Below are 18,685 nucleotides of genomic sequence, written 5' to 3' on the forward strand. Positions count from 1 at the left end.
ACGGTGCGCCCATGGCGGCGGAGAAGGCCGAGCAGGTGCTCGTGGACCAGTGGCGCGACATACTCGCGGTGCATGCGCGCACCCTGTGCGAGGTCGACCGTGTGCTCCACCGACACGGCCTCGGCGCAAGCGACTTCGAGGTGCTCGACGTGCTGGCCGGGGACGCGGGGACGGACGGCGCCTGTTCCTACCGCGTCCAGGAGATCTCCGACCGTGTGCATCTGAGTCAGAGCGCGCTCTCCCGGCTGGTGGCCAGGCTTGAGAAGGACGGCCTCGTGACGCGCGGCATGTGCCAGGAGGACCGGCGGGGTGTGCGGGTGTCCCTCACGCCCAAGGGGCTGGACCTGCACCGCGAGGTGCTGCCGCTGCAACGCGCGGTGCTCGCGAGGATGCTGGCGGGCGATCCGGCCGTCTGAGGCCGCACCGCCCCGTTCAGCTCCAGGTGACCGCGGACGTCTCCCGCCACAGCGTGACGAGTGAGTCGTCGCCGGTCACGCCCGGGAACGGCAGCCGGTTCCACAGCGCGAGATAGAGCTGTGCGGCCGGACCGGACACCTCGCAGTCGACGTCGGCGCCGCCGTCCCGCCGCGCACCCTGAGCCGGTTCGCGCTCGCTCACGGGCGGTTCGGGTGACAGCCGTACGGTCCACACCGCGTCGGCGTCCGTCGCCCGCACCCGCAGCACACGGGGCTCCTGTGTGCGTACCTTGCTCCGTGCCCGTCCGTGGAAGCCGCGCAGCAACTCGTCGATCCCGTCCACCGCGAAGTCCGGGGCGACGGTACCCGGCGTCCCGCCGAGCGCGGACTGCGCGTCGACCCGGTGCATGGCCGTCTCGTGCGCCTGTCGCCGGGCCCAGAAGGCGAGCGGTGAGGGTGCGGGCAGAAAGCTCCAGCACTCCACGTCCCGCGGCGCGGAGGCCAGACTGCCGACGAGCCGGCGGTGGCCCTCGCGGAACCAGGCCAGGAGTTCGGCGCCGTCGAGTGCGGGCAGCCCGCCGTCCCGCAGGTACGCGGTGTGCCCCTCGGTGACGAAGGCCCGCGCCCAGCGGTGCACCATGCCCGTGTGCCGCACGAGATCCCGCACCTGCCAGCCCGGGCAGGTCGCGACCTCGGCGTCCGTTCCCGCCTCCTCGGCCGCCGCCGCCAGCGAACTGCCCTCCAGGTCGAGGGCTTCCACGAATTCCGCAACGTCCATGGGGTGAGTCTGCCCGACGAACCGTGCGTGGGGGACGGGCTCAGGAGGGTGTCCGATCGGCGGGCTCGCGGCGTTCGTCCGGCGACGGCCCGGGTGACGGTTCAGGTGACGGCAGGCGTGGCGAGGAGCCCGAAGCGAACGGCCGGCCGGCGTCAGGCCACCGCGACCCGTCTGGTCGTGAAGCCGATGACGGCGGCCACGGCGGCCAGGGCGGCCACGCTGGTGAGCGCCGTGGGCAGGGAGAACCAGTCCGCCATGAACCCGATGGCGGGCGGCCCGAGAAGCATGCCGCCGTAGCCGAGTGTGGAGGCGGCGGCGACACCGCCGGGTCCGGCCAGGACGCCCGCGCGTTCGATGGCGACGGGGAAGATGTTGGCGAGGCCGAGTCCCGTGACGGCGAATCCCAGCAGCGCGGCCCACGCGGAGGGGGCGAGCGACCCGAGCAGCATGCCGGCCGCGGCCGTCGCACCGCCCATCACCAGGATCCGGGTCCGTCCGAGCCGCTCCAGCAGCGCCGTCCCGCTGAGCCGTCCGACCGTCATGGTGAGCGCGAAGCAGGAGTAGCCCGCGGCCGCGACGCCGGGGTGGGCGTCCAGGTCCTGTTCCAGGTGCAGCGCGCCCCAGTCGGCCAGCGCTCCCTCGCCGTACGCCGTGCACAGGGCGATCACGCCGAAGACGAGGACCAGCAGCCGGGTACGGGAGTCCACGCGGCGGGACACTCGTACCTTGCCGGGGTGCGGACGGTCCGGTGTTGCCGGGGCGTCGTCGTGGTGCGGACGGCCCGGTCCCGCCGGAGCCTCCTCGCGCAACAGGACGCGTCCCGCCACGGCGGTCACCAGCAGGCCGATGAGAGTCAGCCCCAGCAGATGGCGGGTGGGGGACAGTGATCCCGCGACCAGTCCGCCGAGTCCCGCGCCCACCATGCCGCCCAGGCTGAACGCCGCGTGGAAGCTGGGCATGATCGGCCGTCGCAGCGCGGCCACCAGGTCGACGGCGGCGCTGTTGAAGGCCACGTTGATCCCGCCGTAGGCGGCGCCGAACACCAGGAGCACGGCGCCCAGGGCCGCCGCGGAGTGGGTGAGCGGCGGCAGCGCCACGCTCAGCGAGAGGATGACGGCGCAGACGACGGTCACCGGGTGATTGCCGAACCGCCGGCACAGCCTTCCGGTGAGCGTCATCGTGATCACCGCGCCGGCCGACACCCCGAGCAGCGCGAGCCCGAGGGTGCTCGCCGAGGCGCCGGTCTGCTCCTTGATGGCGGGGATGCGGACGACCCACCCGGCGAAGACGAACCCGTCGAGGGCGAAGAAGGCGGTGAGGGCTATACGGAGGCGGGTGAGGTCCTTGCCGTCGTCTGGCGCGACGTTGCGCGTACGGGTTTTGTTTATTTTCGGCACAAAGTCACGGTAAGGGGGCGCTTGAGCTGCGGCAAGGCTGTTCGCGGGGTAATCGCGGGGTAATCGCGGGAAGGTGCGGTGGGGTGGGGTGCCGGGGGATCCGGGTCGTCCGGGCTGGGGCGGGAGGTCGAGGGGCCGGAGTGGCGGGTCGGGGGTGAGGCCGATCTATTCGAACTCCTATTCACCCCTTGTCGCCTCTCCTGAATCCCTTGCGACGCGAGCCCCGCATCCCCTAGTGTCCAATCTCGTTGGACAGTTCGTCCGACGAAGTTGGGCGCGAGTCCGGGGGGAACCTGACCGCGCCCGACGAGCACAGGGCACCGATTCCTTAGGGGGAATTGATCATGATGGATCCTCGTGAACTGGACGCCGAGTCGGCGGAGCTGCTGCCGGGCCGTGAGGCTCTGGGACGGCTGAAGTTCAGCATCGGCAAGACGGTGAACGTCACCAAGCACGTCGCCAACATCTCCGCGCACAACGAGTCGGCCGCGCTCAACGACCACTCCTCGTGGTCGGCGGCGGACTCGGGGGCCGGTCAGGCCATCAACGTCAGGCAGTAATCCCTCGACGGCGAGGGTATGAGGCGGACCGCGCATCGCGCGGTCCGCCTCGCTGTCGTTCGGCACTTGCCCGGTCGCTTCCCGTTGCTTGCCCGGTTCCTGTCCGGTCCCCGTCCGGAACGCGGGCGAGTTGCCCGGGTGCGACGCCGGGGCGGGCATCGTGCGGGGTGGCGGAGCAGTCGTATTCCCTCGGTGTCGGTCGGCTTCCCGCGGTGTCGGTCGGCGGGACATTGTTCGAAGTGGGTGACGCGACGCACATATTCACTTCCGTCGCGGCGTGCACCAGCCAATTCAGCTGTCCGGGAACGGTGTTCGGTCGGCGGACCGTGCAATTCCACGATTTGTACTCGGGGTTACACGGGACTGAGCGACAAGTCTTGCTATCGTCCTACTCGTTGGTAGCAAGTCGAACGGGGGTCGCGGGGAGCGGGCGGACGCAATTGCGCTGCTCCTCGGGCGGGTTGGTCGAGACGGACGCTCTGGCAAGGGGGCCAGGCGGACACGGCATCTGCGCGTATCTGTGACGCGGCCTTCGAACTCCAGTTTTCCCGCTCACTCATCCGAACAGGTGAGACACCTCATATGGCTCGTTCCCTGGTCGATTTACTGACCGCGCACGCCTCCCGACAACCGGACCGGACCGCCTACCGGTATCTCGTCACGGGTGACTGCGACGGAGAGATCCAGGACATCTCCTACGGACGGCTGGCCGAGCGGTCCCGGGCCGTCGCAGCCTGGCTTCAGGAACGCGGACTGGCCGGTTCCCGCGCGATACTGCTCTATCCACCCGGACTCGAGTTCATGTCCGGTTATCTGGGCTGCCTTTCGGCCGGAGTCGTCGCCGTACCCGGTGTGCCTCCCCAGGGACGGTCGCAGAACCACCGTGCCCTGCTCCGGACGAAGCGCCTGATGGCCGACGCGGACGCCAAGGTGATCCTGGGCGGCCGTGACGTGATGTCCACCCTGGCCGGCATGGCGGAGCACCTGCCGGAACTGGCCGGGATCACCTGTGTCGCGACCGAGGACATCCCCGACGAGGCGGCCGGTTCCTGGCGCGAACCCGAACTCACCGCCGACTCCGTCGCCTTCCTCCAGTACACCTCCGGATCCACCTCCGCCCCGCGCGGTGTGATGGTGACCCACGGAAACCTGCTGGACAACGAGCGGGTGATCACGGAGCGGATGGGTCACACCCCCGAGGTGATCGAGGAGTACGGCCACGAACTCTTCGTCAGCTGGCTGCCCGTCTACCACGACATGGGCCTCATCGGCCCGGTCCTGAACGCCGTGCATCTCGGCGTGACCGCCACGTTCTTCTCGCCGCTGCACTTCCTGCAACGACCCGAGCGCTGGCTGAACGCCGTCAGCCACTACCGCCCGCACACCAGCGGCGGCCCCAACTTCGCCTACGAGCTGTGCCTGAAGCACGCCACGCCCGAACTCCTCGACGGGCTCGACCTGAGTCGTTGGCGGGTCGCCTTCAACGGCGCGGAACCGGTGCGCGCCGCCACACTGCGCCGGTTCGCCGAGACCTTCGCCGCCGCGGGCTTCCGCCGGGAGGCCCTCTACCCGTGCTACGGCCTGGCTGAGGGCACGCTGATCGTCACCGGCGGCTCCGTGCAGGCCCCGCCCACGCTCGCCGAGTCCGCGGCGACCGGGCCGCACGCCGGCGCGGCGGACGCGGCGGCGGTCGGCTCCGGCCGGCCGGGCCCCGGTACCACCGTCGTCGTCGCCGACCCCGAGCGGCAGGAGGAACTGCCCGAGGGCGAGGTCGGCGAGATCTGGGTCGCCGGCGCGAGCGTCGCCAAGGGCTACTGGCGCAACGCCCTCGCCACCCGGCAGACGTTCCGGGCCACCCTGAAGGACCGCGAGGGGCACTTCCTGCGCACCGGCGACCTCGGATTCCTGCGGGACGGTGAACTCTTCGTCACCGGCCGCCTCAAGGACCTGATGGTCATCGACGGCCGCAACCACTACCCCCAGGACCTGGAACTGTCCGCCGAGATGTCCCACTGGGCGCTGCGGCCCGGCTGCACCGCGGCCTTCTCCGTGGACGCCGGGGAGGAGGGTGAACAGCCCGTCGTCGTCGCGGAGACGGCCCCCGAGGCGCTGGGCGAGTCCGAGAAGATCGTCGACCTGATCCGCGGCGCGATCGGGGAGGCCCACGGCCTGCCGGTACGTGATGTGGTGCTGGTCCACCCCGGCACCATCCCGAAGACGTCCAGCGGGAAGATCCAGCGCCGCGCCTCCCGGGCGGCGTACCTCGACGGCACCCTCTCCACGGTGGGCGCGCCCGCCCCGGGGTGACGGCGCCCGCCGACAGCGCGCCCGCGCGCGCAGTCGGCGGGTACCACGGCGGTCACGGGACGTCCGCGGGGCTGCTCCGCCGGGTCGCTCCGCCGTGCGCGGGCCGCCGCTTCGGGGCCTGCCACGGCCGTGGCTTCGGAGCGTGCACCGGCCGTGGCTACGGGGTGTACCCCGGCCGAGGCTTGGACACGTGCGCCGATCGTACGGACGGACCCACCGCACGTGCCGCCGTGCTTCACGCGTACCCCCCGAGACGCCCATGCCCCGAAACGGATACGCCCCGAATCCCGCCAGGAACCCGTCGAGTTCGCCGTCTGCCGTCTGCCGTCTGCCGTCTGCCGTCTGCCGTCCGCAGTACGTCGGCGGCCACAGCCGTACACCGTGCGCTCCGCCGTGGCGGCCGTACGCCATCCACCTGAGCCCGAGTTCACGAGGACACCTGCCCAGATGCCTGCGAACGAGTCCCCGAAGCAGTTCCCCGAGCCGCCCGCGACGACCTCCGAGGACGTACGGGCGTGGCTGACGTCGGCCGTCGCCGAGGCCGCGGGGATCGCCCCGTCGGCCGTCGCCCCCGAGCGTCCGATCGCGGAATTCGGTCTGGGATCACGACAGTTGGTGACACTGGCGGCGGACCTGTCCGAACGGCTCGGCCGGCCCCTGGAGCCTTCCCTCGTCTTCAACCACCCCACGATCGCGGCGATCGCGGCGACGGTCCTCGGCGAAGGGCCCGCCATGACGGCCGGTCCGGTCCGGACTCCGGTCACGGCCCGGGCCGGCGCCTCCGTACGGGCGGAGGACGACGTCGCGATCATCTCCATGGCCTGCCGGTACCCGGGCGGCGCGGACGACCCCGAGGCCCTGTGGCGGCTGCTGGCCGAGGGCGGTGACGCCGTCGGGGAGGTGCCCGCCGGCCGTTGGGACACCCACGCGCTCCTGGACCCCGACCCGGAGGCCACGGGCAAGGCGTACACCCTGCGCGGCGGCTTCCTGACCGGCATCGACCGCTTCGACGCGCCCTTCTTCGGCATCTCGGCGCGCGAGGCCGCGGCCATGGACCCGCAGCAGCGGCTCCTGCTGCGGACCGGCTGGGAGACGTTCGAACGCGCCGGGATCGTCCCGGAGACACTGAACGGCAGTGCCACGGGCGTCTACGTCGGCCTGTACGACAGCGGCTACCTCGCCTCGGCCGCCCTGGACCAGCTCGACGGGCACGTGGGCACCGGCACGGCGTCCAGCGTGGCGTCCGGGCGCATCGCGTACAGCCTCGGTCTGCAGGGTCCGGCCGTGACCGTCGACACCGCCTGCTCGTCCTCCCTGGTCGCCCTGCATCTGGCGGCGCGGGCGCTGGCGAGCGGTGAGTGCGACCTCGCGCTGGCGGGGGGCGCCACGCTCCTCGTGACACCGCGCGGGCACGTCGAGTTCAGCAGACTGCGCGGACTGTCGCCGACCGGGCGGTGCAGCCCGTTCTCCACGGAGGCGGACGGGGTGGTGTGGGCCGAGGGCTGCGGTCTGGTGCTGCTCAAACGGCTCGCGGACGCGCGCCGGGACGGCGACCGGGTCCTCGCGGTCGTCAAGGGCTCGGCGGTCAACCAGGACGGCCGAAGCCAGGGCCTCAGCGCTCCCAACGGCCTCGCACAGGAACGGGTGTTGCGCGCGGCGCTGGAGGACGCCGGACTCCGGCCGGAGGACCTGGACCACGTCGAGGCGCACGGTACCGGTACGCGGCTCGGTGACCCCGTCGAAGGCCAGGCGCTCGCCGCCGTGTTCGGGCCGGGACGCCCGGCGGACCGGCCCCTCGGGGTGGGCTCCCTGAAGTCCAACATCGGTCACACCCAGGCCGCGGCGGGCATCGGCGGCGTCATCAAGACCGTCCTGTCCCTCGGTCACGAACTGCTCCCCGCGTCCCTGCACGCCGAGACCCCGACCGAGCACGTCGACTGGGCCGGCGGCGGACTGCTTGTGCACAGCGTCGCCGGAGCCTGGCCACGACGCGGGGACCGCGTGCGGCGGGCCGGAGTGAGCGCGTTCGGGATCAGCGGCACCAACGCGCACGTGATCCTGGAGGAGGCGCCGGGGGACGAGCCACGACGGTCCGGGACCGCGAGTGCCGCTCCCGCGCCGCGAGAGGACGCCGCGGAGCCCGGCACGATACCCGCCGCAACGCTCTTCCCCCTGTCCGCCCGTACCCTCCCGGCCCTACGGGGACAGGCCGGCCGCCTGCTCGACGCGCTCGACGCGCGCCCGGCCATGGCGCTGCCCGCCGTGGCCGCGACCCTCGCCCACCACCGCACGCACTTCGAACACCGCGCCGTCGTCCGGGCCGCCGACCGCGACGAGTTGCTCGACGCCCTGCGCGCACTCGCCGCGGAACAGCCCGACACCGGGCTCCTCGTGGGTCCCCGGCAGCCGGGTCCGCCGGGCAAGCTGGCGTTCGTCTTCCCCGGCCAGGGTGCCCAGTGGTCCGGCATGGCCCGCGAACTGCTGGACGCGTCACCGGTGTTCGCCGACGAACTCGACCGGTGCGACGCGGCCCTGCGCCCGTTCACCGACTGGTCGGTGGCGGCCGTCCTGCGGGGCGACGAGGGTGCCCCGTCCATGGAGCGGGTGGACGTCGTCCAGCCGGTCCTGTTCGCGGTGATGGTCTCCCTGGCCGCGGTGTGGCGCGCTCGCGGCGTACGACCGGACGCGGTGATCGGGCACAGTCAGGGCGAGGTCGCCGCGGCCTGTGTGGCGGGCGCGCTCAGCCTCAACGACGCGGCGGCGGTGGTCGCCCTGCGCAGCCAGGCCCTGACCGCGCTGTCCGGCACCGGCACCATGGCCGTCGTCGCGCTGCCGCACACCGAGGTCGAGGCCCACCTCGCCGGGCTGGACGGCCGGGTCTGCGTCGCCGCCGTGAACAGCGGACGTTCGACGGTGATCGCCGGTGACGCGCAACCGCTCGAATCCCTGCTCGCCGACCTCGACCGGCAGCAGGTGTTCATCCGCCGTCTCGACGTCGACTACGCCTCCCACAGCGCCCGGGTCGAGCCGCTCCGCACCACGATCCTCGACGAACTCGACGGCGTCACCACCTCTCCTGCCCCCGTCGCCTGGTACTCCACGGTCACCGGCGAACCGGTCACCGAGGAACTCGAAGCCGGCTACTGGTACACGAACCTGCGCGAACCGGTCCGCTTCGCGCCCACCGTGGAGCGCATGCTGGCCGACGGCTACCGCTCCTTCGTCGAACTCAGCCCCCACCCCTCCCTCCTCACCGCCCTGCTCACGGTCGCCGAGGACGCCGGCCACGAGGACCTGGCCGCCGTCGGATCGCTGCGCCGCGACGAGGACGGGCCCGCCTGTCTGGACCGGGCCGCCGCCGAACTCCACGTCCACGGACGGCCGGTCGACTGGCGCCGCCTGGTGCCCGACGCGGAGACGGCCGAACTGCCCACGTACGCCTGGGACGAGCGGTCCTACTGGATCGACCCCGAGCCCGCCGCCGGAGTCCCCGGGCTCCTCGACCGGGCCGCACACCCGCTGCTCGGCATCCAGCTTCAGTCCGCCGACGAGACCCGCTGGACCTTCCGCGCCGAATGGTCCCCGGCCACCGCCGACTGGCTCCCCGACCACACCGTGTTCGGACGAACCGTGGTGTCGGGCACCACCCTGATGGAGCTGTGCCGCGCCGCCCTGGCCGTGGCCGGCCCGGACGTTCCCGGCGACGTGACCGACCTGCTCCTGCTCGCGCCCCTCGTCCTGCCGGAGTCCGGCACGGTCGAGGTGTCCGTCGAGGTGGTCACCGCGGGCCCCGCCCCGGAGATCACCGTGCACGGTCGCCCGCGCGGCCGGCGGGACCACGACTGGACCCTGCACGCGACCGCTTCGGCGGCCGGCCCCGTCCCGGCACCGCCCACCCGCCCGCCGGTGTGGCCGGAGGCCGCCGACTCCGTCTGGAGCACGGAGACCTACGAGCGGCTGAACACCCTCGGCCTCGGCTACGGCCCGGCCTTCCAGGGAGTCCGGTCGGCGGTCACGACCACCGTCGACGGCGAGCTGCTGGCCCGGCTCTCCCCGCCCACCGTGCTCCGGGACAGGACCGACGCCTACCCCGTCCACCCGGCGCTGCTCGACGCGGCACTGCACGTGGCCGCCGCGCTGGACACGGGCGGCGCGTCCGACGGACGGGTGCTGCTGCCGGTCTCGGTGGGCCGCCTCGTCCTGCCGCCCACCGGATCCGGCGACCTCACGGCCCTGGTCCGCAGATCGGGCGGCTCCGGGACGGACCTCACCCTCGACGTGACGCTGTGGGACGACGACGGCTCCCCGGCGGGCCGGCTGGAGGACGTACGGCTGCGGGCCGCCGACCCGGCGGACCTGAACGGCGCCTCGGAGAACGGCCGTCACCTGTACGAAGTGGCGTGGACGGCCGTGCCCGAAGAACCCGCCGGAGCACCGGGCGCCGTGTGGGCCGTCCACGGCGACCGCTCGGACCCCGACGTCGCCGCCGCCGTACGCGGCCTGGCGGCGGCAGGCCTCCAGATACGGGAGACGGACGCGGACATCCGCGTACGGTTCTGGCCGCGTCCGGCAGCCGACGCGGAACCGGCCGCCTCCGCCCACGAGTTGGCCGCCGCCGCGCTGGCCGAACTGCGCGAGCTCTCGGCGCTCGCGGAGGACCGGCTGCCCGCCCGGACCGTCTGGGTGACCCGGGGCGCGATCGCGACCGGTCCCGGAGACACCGTGCCCGGGCTGGCCCAGTCCGTGCTGTGGGGCATGGCCCGCAGCGCCCGGACCGAACACCCGCACCTCGGACTGACCCTGCTGGACCTCGACGGCTCCGGCCCCTCCGGCGACCTCACCGCCGACGAGGTCCTCCGCACCGCCGTCGCGCACGCTGAAGAACCCGAACTCGCCCTCCGGGTAGGCACCTTGCTGGCCCCCCGTCTGGTACGCGCCCGCGCGGCGGACACCCTGCGGATTCCGGCCGGGGACCGGTACGAACTGACCGGACTCCCGGCCGACCCCGCCCTGCGCGCGGTGGCGTCCCACGCCCTGGCCCCCGGCCAGGTCAGGATCCAGGTGCACGCCCTCGCGGTCCCCGAACCCGTCGGCGCGCGGTCCCGTACCGCGTGCGCCGGTGTGCTGACCGAGACCGGCACCGGTACCGGCACCGGCGCCGGGGACCTGACTCCCGGCCTGCGGGTCTGCGCCCTGGCCGAGACACCGCCCGGCTCCGAGGCGGTCGCCGACGCACGGCTGCTCGCGCTGGTCCCGGACGACATGCCCTTCACCACCGCGGCGGCCCTGGCCTTCGCCGCCGGTGACGCCCAAGGCGCGGGAGAGCCGGCCGAGGCACTGCGCACGGCTCTGGCGGACCCGACCCGACCGGCCCGCCCCCGGGCTCTGCCCGTCACCGGCGCGCGCGAGGCACTACGGCGGCGGACCGGTTCCGGCGAGCCCGTCGTCCTCGACCTGGTGGGGCGTCCCGGAACCGTGCCCACGGACGGCACGGTGCTGATCACCGGCGGCCTGGGCGCGGTCGGCCGGCACATCGCCCGGCTCCTCGCCGAAAACGGCGTCCCACGACTGCTTCTGACGTCCCGTCGCGGTGCGGACGATCCTCGCGCGGCCGAGGCCGTCGCCGAACTGACCGTGCTCGGCGCCGAGATCGAGGTCGCCGCGTGCGACGTCGCCGACGCCGAGGCACTGGGCGGTGTACTCGCCCGTGTGACGGCGCGGTCATCGCTGCGCGGTGTCGTCCACTGCGCCGGAGTCCTGGACGACGGCGTGATCGCCGAACTGACCCCCGAACGCCTGGCGCGGGTGCTGCGCCCCAAGGTCGACGGCGCCGCGCATCTGCACCGGCTCACCGCCGGCATGCCCCTCGACCTGTTCCTGCTGATCTCCTCGGCGGCCGGTGTCCTCGGCACCCCGGGCCAGGCCAACTACGCGGCCGCCAACGTCTTCCTCGATCAACTGGCCCACCACCGAACCGCCCTGGGCCTGCCCGGCGTCTCGGTCTCCTTCGGCGCCTGGGCCGGCGAGGGCCTCGCCGCCGAACACGCCGACCTGGAGCGGATGGCCCGTGCCGGCCACCGGACCCTCGGCCCCGACCAGGGCCGCGAACTCGTCGAACTCGCCCTGCTCCGGGGCGCACCGCACCTCGTCGCCTGGTCCCTCGACCTGCCCCGGCTGCGCGAGACCACGACGGCCACGGACGGCCGCTCGACGGCGCTGTGGCGTTCGCTGCTGCCCGCACGGCACGCCGACCGGGACGGGGGCGAAGGCCTGGCGGCACGGCTGGCCCGGCTGCCGGAGGCCGAACGCGCCACCCGTGTCCTGGCCCTGGTCCGCGAGGAGGCCGCCAGGGCGCTCGGCCTGCGCTCGGCGGAATCCGTCCGGCCCGACCGGCCGTTGCGCGAACTCGGCATGGACTCGGTGACGGCGGTGGAGCTGCGCAACCGCATCGGCGCCCGGATCGGAGTCCGGCTCCCCGCCACGCTGCTCTTCGACCACCCCACCGCGGCCCGGCTCACCGCGCACCTGCTGGCCACCGCACTCGTCACGAGGGGCCCGAGGGCCCCGCGGAGCCTGCCGGGCCGGGGGCCCGCGCGCGCCGTCAAGCCTGCCGTCGACGAACCGCTGGCCCTGGTGGGCATGGCGTGCAGAGTGCCCGGCGGTGTGCACGACGCCGAGGGCCTGTGGCACCTCGTGGCAGAGGGCCGCGACGCGGTCGGCCCGTTCCCCCCGGCGCGCTGGGACGTGCGGTCGCTGTACGACCCCGACCCGGACGCCCTGGGCAAGTCGTACGCCCGGGAGGGCGGATTCCTCGACGACCTGGACTCCTTCGACGCGGGCTTCTTCGGCATCACCCCGAAGGAGGCGGCGGCCATGGACCCGCAGCAGCGGGTGCTGCTGGAGACGGCCTGGGAGGCGCTGGAACGCGCCGGGATCGTCCCCGCCGACCTGGCGGGCAGCCCCACCGGTGTGTACGTCGGCATGTTCGGCAGCGACTACCTCGCGGGCTCCCGGCTCGATCAGCTGGACGGGTACGTCGGCACCGGGTCGGCACTGAGCGTGGCCTCGGGACGGCTCGCGTACACGCTGGGTCTGAACGGACCCGCGCTGACCGTGGACACGGCCTGCTCCTCGTCGCTGGTGGCGCTGCACCTCGCGGCGCAGGCGCTCCGGTCGGGCGAGTGCGACCTCGCGCTCGCCGGCGGGGTGACCCTGATGGTGACCCCGGGGACCTTCGTCGAGTTCAGCCGCCTGCGGGGGCTCTCCCCGACCGGCCGGTGCCGCTCCTTCTCCGACGACGCGGACGGAGCCGTATGGGCGGAGGGCGCGGGCATGGTCGTACTGAAGCGGCTCGGTGACGCGCGCCGCGACGGCGACGACGTGCTCGCCGTCCTGCGCGGCACCGCGGTCAACCAGGACGGCCGCAGCCAGGGACTGTCCGCTCCCAACGGCCCAGCCCAGGAGCAGGTGGTACGGCGGGCACTGGAGCTGTCCGGCCTGGAACCCGCCGACATCGACCACGTCGAGGCACACGGCACCGGTACGACGCTCGGCGACCCCATCGAGGCGAACGCCCTGGCGGAGGTCTTCGGCGGATCGCGCCCGCGGGACCGGCCCCTGCACCTCGGCTCCCTCAAGTCCAACATCGGTCACGCACAGGCCGCTTCCGGCGTACTCGGGCTGATCAAGGTCGTCCAGTCCCTGCGCCACCACTCACTGCCGCGCACCCTGCACGCCGACACGCCGAGTCGTCATGTCGACTGGGACGGCAGCGGATTGAGAGTCCTGCGGGAGCCTGTTCCCTGGCCGGCCACGACGGAGCGCGTACGGCGAGCCGGTGTGAGCGCCTTCGGGATCAGCGGAACCAACGCGCACCTGGTCGTGGAGGAGGCCCCGCGGGGCGAGGAGCGGCAGGCCGTCGAAACCGGCTCCGGCCAGAGGCTGTTCGTGCTGTCCGGGCGCAGCGGGTCCGCCGTACGCGGGCAGGCCGCGCGGCTGTCCCGGTACCTCACACCGGACGTGTCCCTGCCGGACGTCGCCCACACCCTGGCGCGCCACCGCGGCCACTTCGAACGCCGGGCGGGGATCGTGGCGGGCGACCGCGACGAACTGCGCGCCCGGCTCGACGCACTGGCGGGCGGACGGACACCACAGGCCGGGTCCCCCGAGGGGCTGACCGGCAAGGTGGCCTTCGTCCTCGCCGGGCACGGCGGTCAATGGGCGGGCATGGGAACGGAGTTGACGGGCGAGTCGGAGGCCTTCCGCGAGGAGCTGTCCCGGATCGACGAAGCGGTGCACCGTCACGTCGGCTGGTCGGTCCTCAACGTGCTGCGCGCTCCGGAGGAGTTCGCCCCGCTCGACCGGACGGAGTTCCTCCAGCCGGTGCTGTTCGCGCTGAACGCGGCCCTCGCCGCCGCCTGGCGGGCGCTCGGCGTCCGCCCCGACGCCGTGGTCGGGCACAGCCTCGGCGAGATCGCCGCCGCGTACACGGCGGGTGCCCTCACCCTGGACGACGCCGCGGCCGTGGTGACCGGGCGTGCCGCCGCGGTCGCCCCGCTGGTCGGACTGGGCGGCATGCTGTCCCTGGAACTCCCGCTCACACAGACCGAGGAGCTGCTCGCGCCCCACCGGGGCCGGCTGTTCGTCGCCGCCGTCAACAGCGCCTCCTCCACAGCCGTGTCCGGCGACGCCGATGCGCTGGACGGGCTGCGCCGGCAGCTCGACGCGCGGGGCATCCCGGTACGACGGCTGTCGACCCCCTTCGCCTCCCACACCCCGCTGATGGACCCGGTCCGCGAGGACCTGCTCGACCGGCTCACCGGCATCGACGGCACCCGTACGCCGACCCCGTTCTACTCGACGGTGTCCGCCGCGCCCGTGCTCGGTGACCGGCTGGACGCCGACCACTGGTACGCGAACCTCTCCCGCCCGGTCCGTTTCGCGGACACGATCCGGCGGATGCTGGACGACGGCTACCGCTACTTCGTCGAGCTGAGCCCGCACCCGTCGCTCACCGCGTCCGTCGAGGCGGTGGCGGCCGAGGCGGGGATCGACGCGGTGGCCGTCGGCTCGCTGAGCCGGCAGCGCGACGGACAGGACGTACTGCTGCGCGGGCTCGCGGAGTTGTACGAGGCCGGATACACGCCCGACTGGCCGGTGCTGTTCCCCCGCGGCCACCGTGTCGATCTGCCCACGTACGCCTTCACCCGCGAACGCCACTGGCTCGCACCCGCCCCGGCCGCCGCGACGGGCGGTGGCTCAGCGCTCCTCGGAACGCACGTCGAGGCCAGCGACACACCGGACCGGCACCTCTTCCAGAACGAGATCGACCTGCGCGACAGCCGTTTCGCCTACCTCGGCGACCACCGGGTCGCCGGCGAGGTCTGGCTGCCCGGCGCCGCCTTCCTCGACCTGGCCCTGGAGGCCGCCGCGGCGGTGGGGGACGGCGGCGAGACGCGGGACGGCGGCCACGTCGGACTTGCCGACGTGAGGTTCGAGCGGCCCCTGGCGCTCGACACGGACCGGCCCGTACGGGTCCAACTGGTCCTGCAACCGGCCGAGGACGGCTCCCGGGACTTCACCATCTCCTCCGCTCCCGCCGCTGGACGGCCCGCCCGGTGGGAGCGGCACGTCACCGGACGCGTCCTGACCGGCGCCGCCGAACCCGCCACCCACGCGTGCGAGGAGCCGGCCGCGCTGCGCGAGCGGTGCGATGAGGAGGCCGACCTGCCGGCCGTCTACGCGGGACTGACCGCCCTCGGCATCGACTACGGCCCCGCGTTCAGGGGCCTGGAACAGGGCCACCGCACGGACTCCGAAGCGGTGGGCCGCCTCGCCCGGCGTCCTGCCGCCGGGCATCCCGTCCACCCCGCCGTGCTCGACGCCGCCTTCCACACCGCGGCCCTGCCCGCGAACGCGCCCTCGGACCGGGCGTTCGTGCCCGCCGGTGTCGGGCGGTTGCGCTTCACCGGCCTGGGCGGCCCACCCGCGTGGGTGACCTGCCGACTGCGCTCCGTGGAGGGCGACACCGCGCTGCTGGATCTGAGGCTCTGGGACGAGGACGACCAACTGGTCCTGGAGGCAACAGAGTTCGCCCTGACCGCGCTCACACGCGCGGACGGTGCGCTCTTCGAGACCCGCTGGCAGTCACGCCCGGACGCACAGGCGCCGGCCGGCCCGGGCGGTTGGCTCGTACTGGCCGACGGGACCGGGGTGGGGGACGCGCTCAGGGAGCGGCTGCTCGCCACCGCGACACCGCACGTGATCGCCCGCACGGGCGAGACGTTCGGCACCGAGGGCCCCGGCCGGTACGTCCTCGATCCGGCCGACCCGGAGCAGGTCGCCCGACTGCTCGACGAGGCGTTCGCCGACGGACCGCCCGCACGCGTCGTCCAGTTGTCCGCGCTCGACGCACCCCGGATCGAGGACGCCGCCACGGCCGAGGAGGCGGCCCGCCGGTGCTGCCTCGTCACCCTGCACCTGGTGCGGGCACTCACCGACCACCCGCGGGGTCGCGCCCCGCGCCTGTTCGTGGTCGTACGGGGCAGCCAGGCCGCCGGCGGCAGCACCCAGGTGACCCACCCCCAGCAGGCGCTCGCCTGGGGCTTCGGCCTGGCGGTCGCGCAGGAGCATCCGGAACTGTTGACCACACTGATCGACCTGCCGGCCACGGACGGCGGTGACGCGCTGTGGACGCAGCTGCGCCACGCGGACGACGAACGGCTCGTCGCGCTGCGGGAGTCGGGCCGGCTGGTACCGAGGCTGACCCGCACCCGCCCCGACGACGGCGGGCACGGCGGGATCACCGCGGACGGCGTGCACCTGATCACGGGCGGTCTCGGCGGCCTCGGCCGGGTGGCAGCCGAGCGGCTGGTCCGCCTGGGTGCCCGCCGGCTGGCCCTGATGAGCCGCGGCCGGCCCGACGCGGACACGGCGAGCTGGATCACGGGGCTCGAAGCGCGCGGTGTCACCGTGTGTCTCGCCCGCGCGGACGTCGCCGACCGTGACGGCCTGACGGCCGCCCTGGACGCCGTACGCCGGACGGCCGGCCCGATCACCGCGGTCGTCCACGCCGCCGGTGTCCTCGACGACGCCACCCTGGCCACCCTGACCGACGACCGTGTCCTGCGTGTGCTCGCACCCAAGGTCCTGGGCACCGCCCTGCTCACCGAACTCGTCCCGGAGGCGCACCGGTTCGTTCTCTTTGCGTCGGTGGCCGGCCTGCTCGGCTCGGCCGGACAGAGCCCGTACGCGGCGGCGAACGCCTTCCTCGACGCCTGGGCGCACCACCTGTCCCACACCGACCGCGGGGCGCTGAGCCTGGACTGGGGCGCCTGGACCGGGGTGGGCATGGTCGCCGGGTCCGGGACCCGGGCCGCCGAGACCGGACGGTCGGGTCTGATCGCCTTCTCCCCGCAAGAGGGCGGCGACCTGTTCGAGCGGGTCCTCGCCACCTCCCGCCGCCAACTCGCCCCTCTCGCCCTGGACCGGGAGGCCCTCGCGCTCGACCCCGACGCGGCCCGCACCCGTCCGATCCTGGGCGACCTGATCACCACCACGGCGGCCTCGGCGGACACGGACGGCCTCGTCGCGCGGGTGTTCGCGGCGACCACCGACCGGGACCGCGCCGCGCGGCTCGAAGCGTACGTGCGGGCCAAGGTCGGCCAGGTCTCCGGCGGTGCGGTCGACGCGTCCGCGACCACCGCCCTCAAGGAACTCGGCCTGGACTCCCTCATGCTGGTCCGGCTGCGCAACGCCTTCGCGCGCGAACTGGGCGCCGAACTCCCCACCACCGCCGTGTTCGCGGCCTCCGACATCCAGGGCCTCGCACGGGCGCTCGGCGCGGCACTGCCCGAACGCGGCTCCCGGACACGGGAGGAGGAACGGCGCCCCGAGCACGTACCGGAGGTCCCCGGGAGCGAACTGCGGCCCGCGACCCGCGACATGGTACGGCTGCTGCGCAGCGCCCGGCCAGACATGCCGGACGCGGCGCACGCCATCGGCCTGGCCGTACGGCTCACCGCGCCGACCACCCGCGAAGCGCTCACCGACATCCTCACCCGGCTCGCCGGACGGCATGCGGCCCTGCGCACGGCGCTGCCGGGCGGCGGCGGTCGGAGCCGGCGGATACGTGTGGAGAGGAATCCGGCCTCGCCGCTCCTGCGCTGGACGAGCGTGCACGACGACGCCGGAGTCGACGCCGCCGACCGGCTGCGCAAGCTGCTGGAGCCACCGTTCGACCTGGCGGACACGCCGCTGTGGCGCTTCGAGCTGCTGGACGCGGGTGAGGGCGGCCAACACCTCGTGTTCGGCGCGCACCACGCGGTGAGCGATCTTCAGTCGCTGCTGCTCGTCGCGGGGGAGATCGACGCCGAACTGTCCGGCACCTTTCTCGGCGACACCGTCACCAACCGCGACATCGACCTCTTGGCCGAGGCCCAGCGCACCGGCGACACCCCCGGCGCGGACGCGGACGTGGACGCGGCGGAGTGGCGCGAGGCCTTCCACGGCTGCGCGCGCCTCGACCTGACCCTCGCGAGGCCCCGTCCGGCGACCCGTACGTACCGGGCGGGGAGCGTGACCGTGGAGATACCCGACGGGCTCATGGAACGGGTGACGGCGGCCTCGAGCCGGCTCGCCGTCACTCCCGCCGCGTTCTGCCTGGGCACCCTGACCGTGCTGCTGGCCAGGGCGCGGGAACGGGAGCGTTTCGTGCTCGCCGTACCCGTCGACACCCGGATCCACGCCGACGCGTACGACGCGGTGGGCTTCTTCGGGGTCCCCGTCCCGTTCCCGGCTCAGGCCGGGGCGGGGGACCGGATCGAGGACGTGCTGCGGCGCACGGACGCGCGCCTGGACCGGGTCCTCACCCAGGGCGCCATGTTCTCGGACGTGCTGCCGACCCTCGCCGGACAGGGCCTGCACCGGGCCAACGCGCCTTTGGTGGAGGTGTACTTCAACTACGTACGGTCGTCCGCGGGCCGCCTCGAACGGCTGGAGGTGCTCCCCGCCGGAACGGGCTACTCCGACCTCGACCTCATGATCACCATGACCCCGGACGCGAGCCGCGTCCGCCTCGACCACAACCTCGACATCCTGGACGCGGCGACCTCGGCCGACCTGGCACGGCAGTTCCTGAGCCTGCGCGCGGTCGCGGCCGGCGACCCGCCCGCCGCCGGGCGCGCGCCGGCGGGGTCGTTACGGGGGGCGGGGGGGGCCGGCGGGTCG

The 18,685-nt window shown here is 73.9% G+C and carries 6 protein-coding genes; 4 read left to right on the plus strand and 2 right to left on the minus strand.

What is annotated here, in order from left to right:
- Positions 1-11: 11 nt before the first annotated feature.
- Complete coding sequence (locus ACFV2J_RS08715; RefSeq protein WP_385096187.1) at positions 12-416, plus strand: MarR family winged helix-turn-helix transcriptional regulator; 405 nt, start codon at positions 12-14, stop codon at positions 414-416.
- A gap of 16 nt (positions 417-432) precedes the next feature.
- Here ACFV2J_RS08715 and ACFV2J_RS08720 read toward each other — a convergent pair whose 3' ends face one another.
- Positions 433-1,194, minus strand: a complete 762-nt coding sequence (locus ACFV2J_RS08720) for a maleylpyruvate isomerase family mycothiol-dependent enzyme (RefSeq protein WP_385096185.1) — start codon at positions 1,192-1,194, stop codon at positions 433-435.
- Positions 1,195-1,346: 152 nt separating this feature from the next.
- Positions 1,347-2,591 carry an MFS transporter gene (locus ACFV2J_RS08725; protein WP_385096181.1) on the minus strand — a complete coding sequence of 415 codons (1,245 nt, stop codon included), beginning with the start codon at positions 2,589-2,591 and terminating at the stop codon, positions 1,347-1,349.
- A gap of 344 nt (positions 2,592-2,935) precedes the next feature.
- Here ACFV2J_RS08725 and ACFV2J_RS08730 point away from each other — a divergent pair, with 344 nt between their 5' ends.
- The 3 genes from ACFV2J_RS08730 to ACFV2J_RS08740 all read left to right on the plus strand — a co-directional run.
- A complete protein-coding gene (locus ACFV2J_RS08730) occupies positions 2,936-3,151 on the plus strand; it encodes a hypothetical protein (protein WP_385096178.1) in 216 nt (71 codons plus the stop codon).
- 582 nt (positions 3,152-3,733) lie between these two features.
- Positions 3,734-5,458, plus strand: coding sequence for a fatty acyl-AMP ligase (locus ACFV2J_RS08735; RefSeq protein WP_385437818.1), 1,725 nt, complete (start codon positions 3,734-3,736; stop codon positions 5,456-5,458).
- Positions 5,459-5,905: 447 nt separating this feature from the next.
- A partial coding sequence (locus ACFV2J_RS08740) for an SDR family NAD(P)-dependent oxidoreductase (RefSeq protein ID WP_385437820.1) occupies positions 5,906-18,685 on the plus strand: 12,780 nt, incomplete at its 3' end.

The sequence above is a fragment of the Streptomyces sp. NPDC059668 genome (genome assembly GCF_042734135.1).
Classification (GTDB): Bacteria; Actinomycetota; Actinomycetes; order Streptomycetales; family Streptomycetaceae; genus Streptomyces.

Bases quoted from the DNA above. Each gene is read 5' to 3' on its own strand.
- ACFV2J_RS08735 (WP_385437818.1), top strand. From the start codon at position 3,734: ATGGCTCGTTCCCTGGTCGATTTACTGACCGCGCACGCCTCCCGACAA.
- ACFV2J_RS08730 (WP_385096178.1), top strand. From the start codon at position 2,936: ATGATGGATCCTCGTGAACTGGACGCCGAGTCGGCGGAGCTGCTGCCG.
- ACFV2J_RS08720 (WP_385096185.1), bottom strand. From the start codon at position 1,194: ATGGACGTTGCGGAATTCGTGGAAGCCCTCGACCTGGAGGGCAGTTCG.
- ACFV2J_RS08715 (WP_385096187.1), top strand. From the start codon at position 12: ATGGCGGCGGAGAAGGCCGAGCAGGTGCTCGTGGACCAGTGGCGCGAC.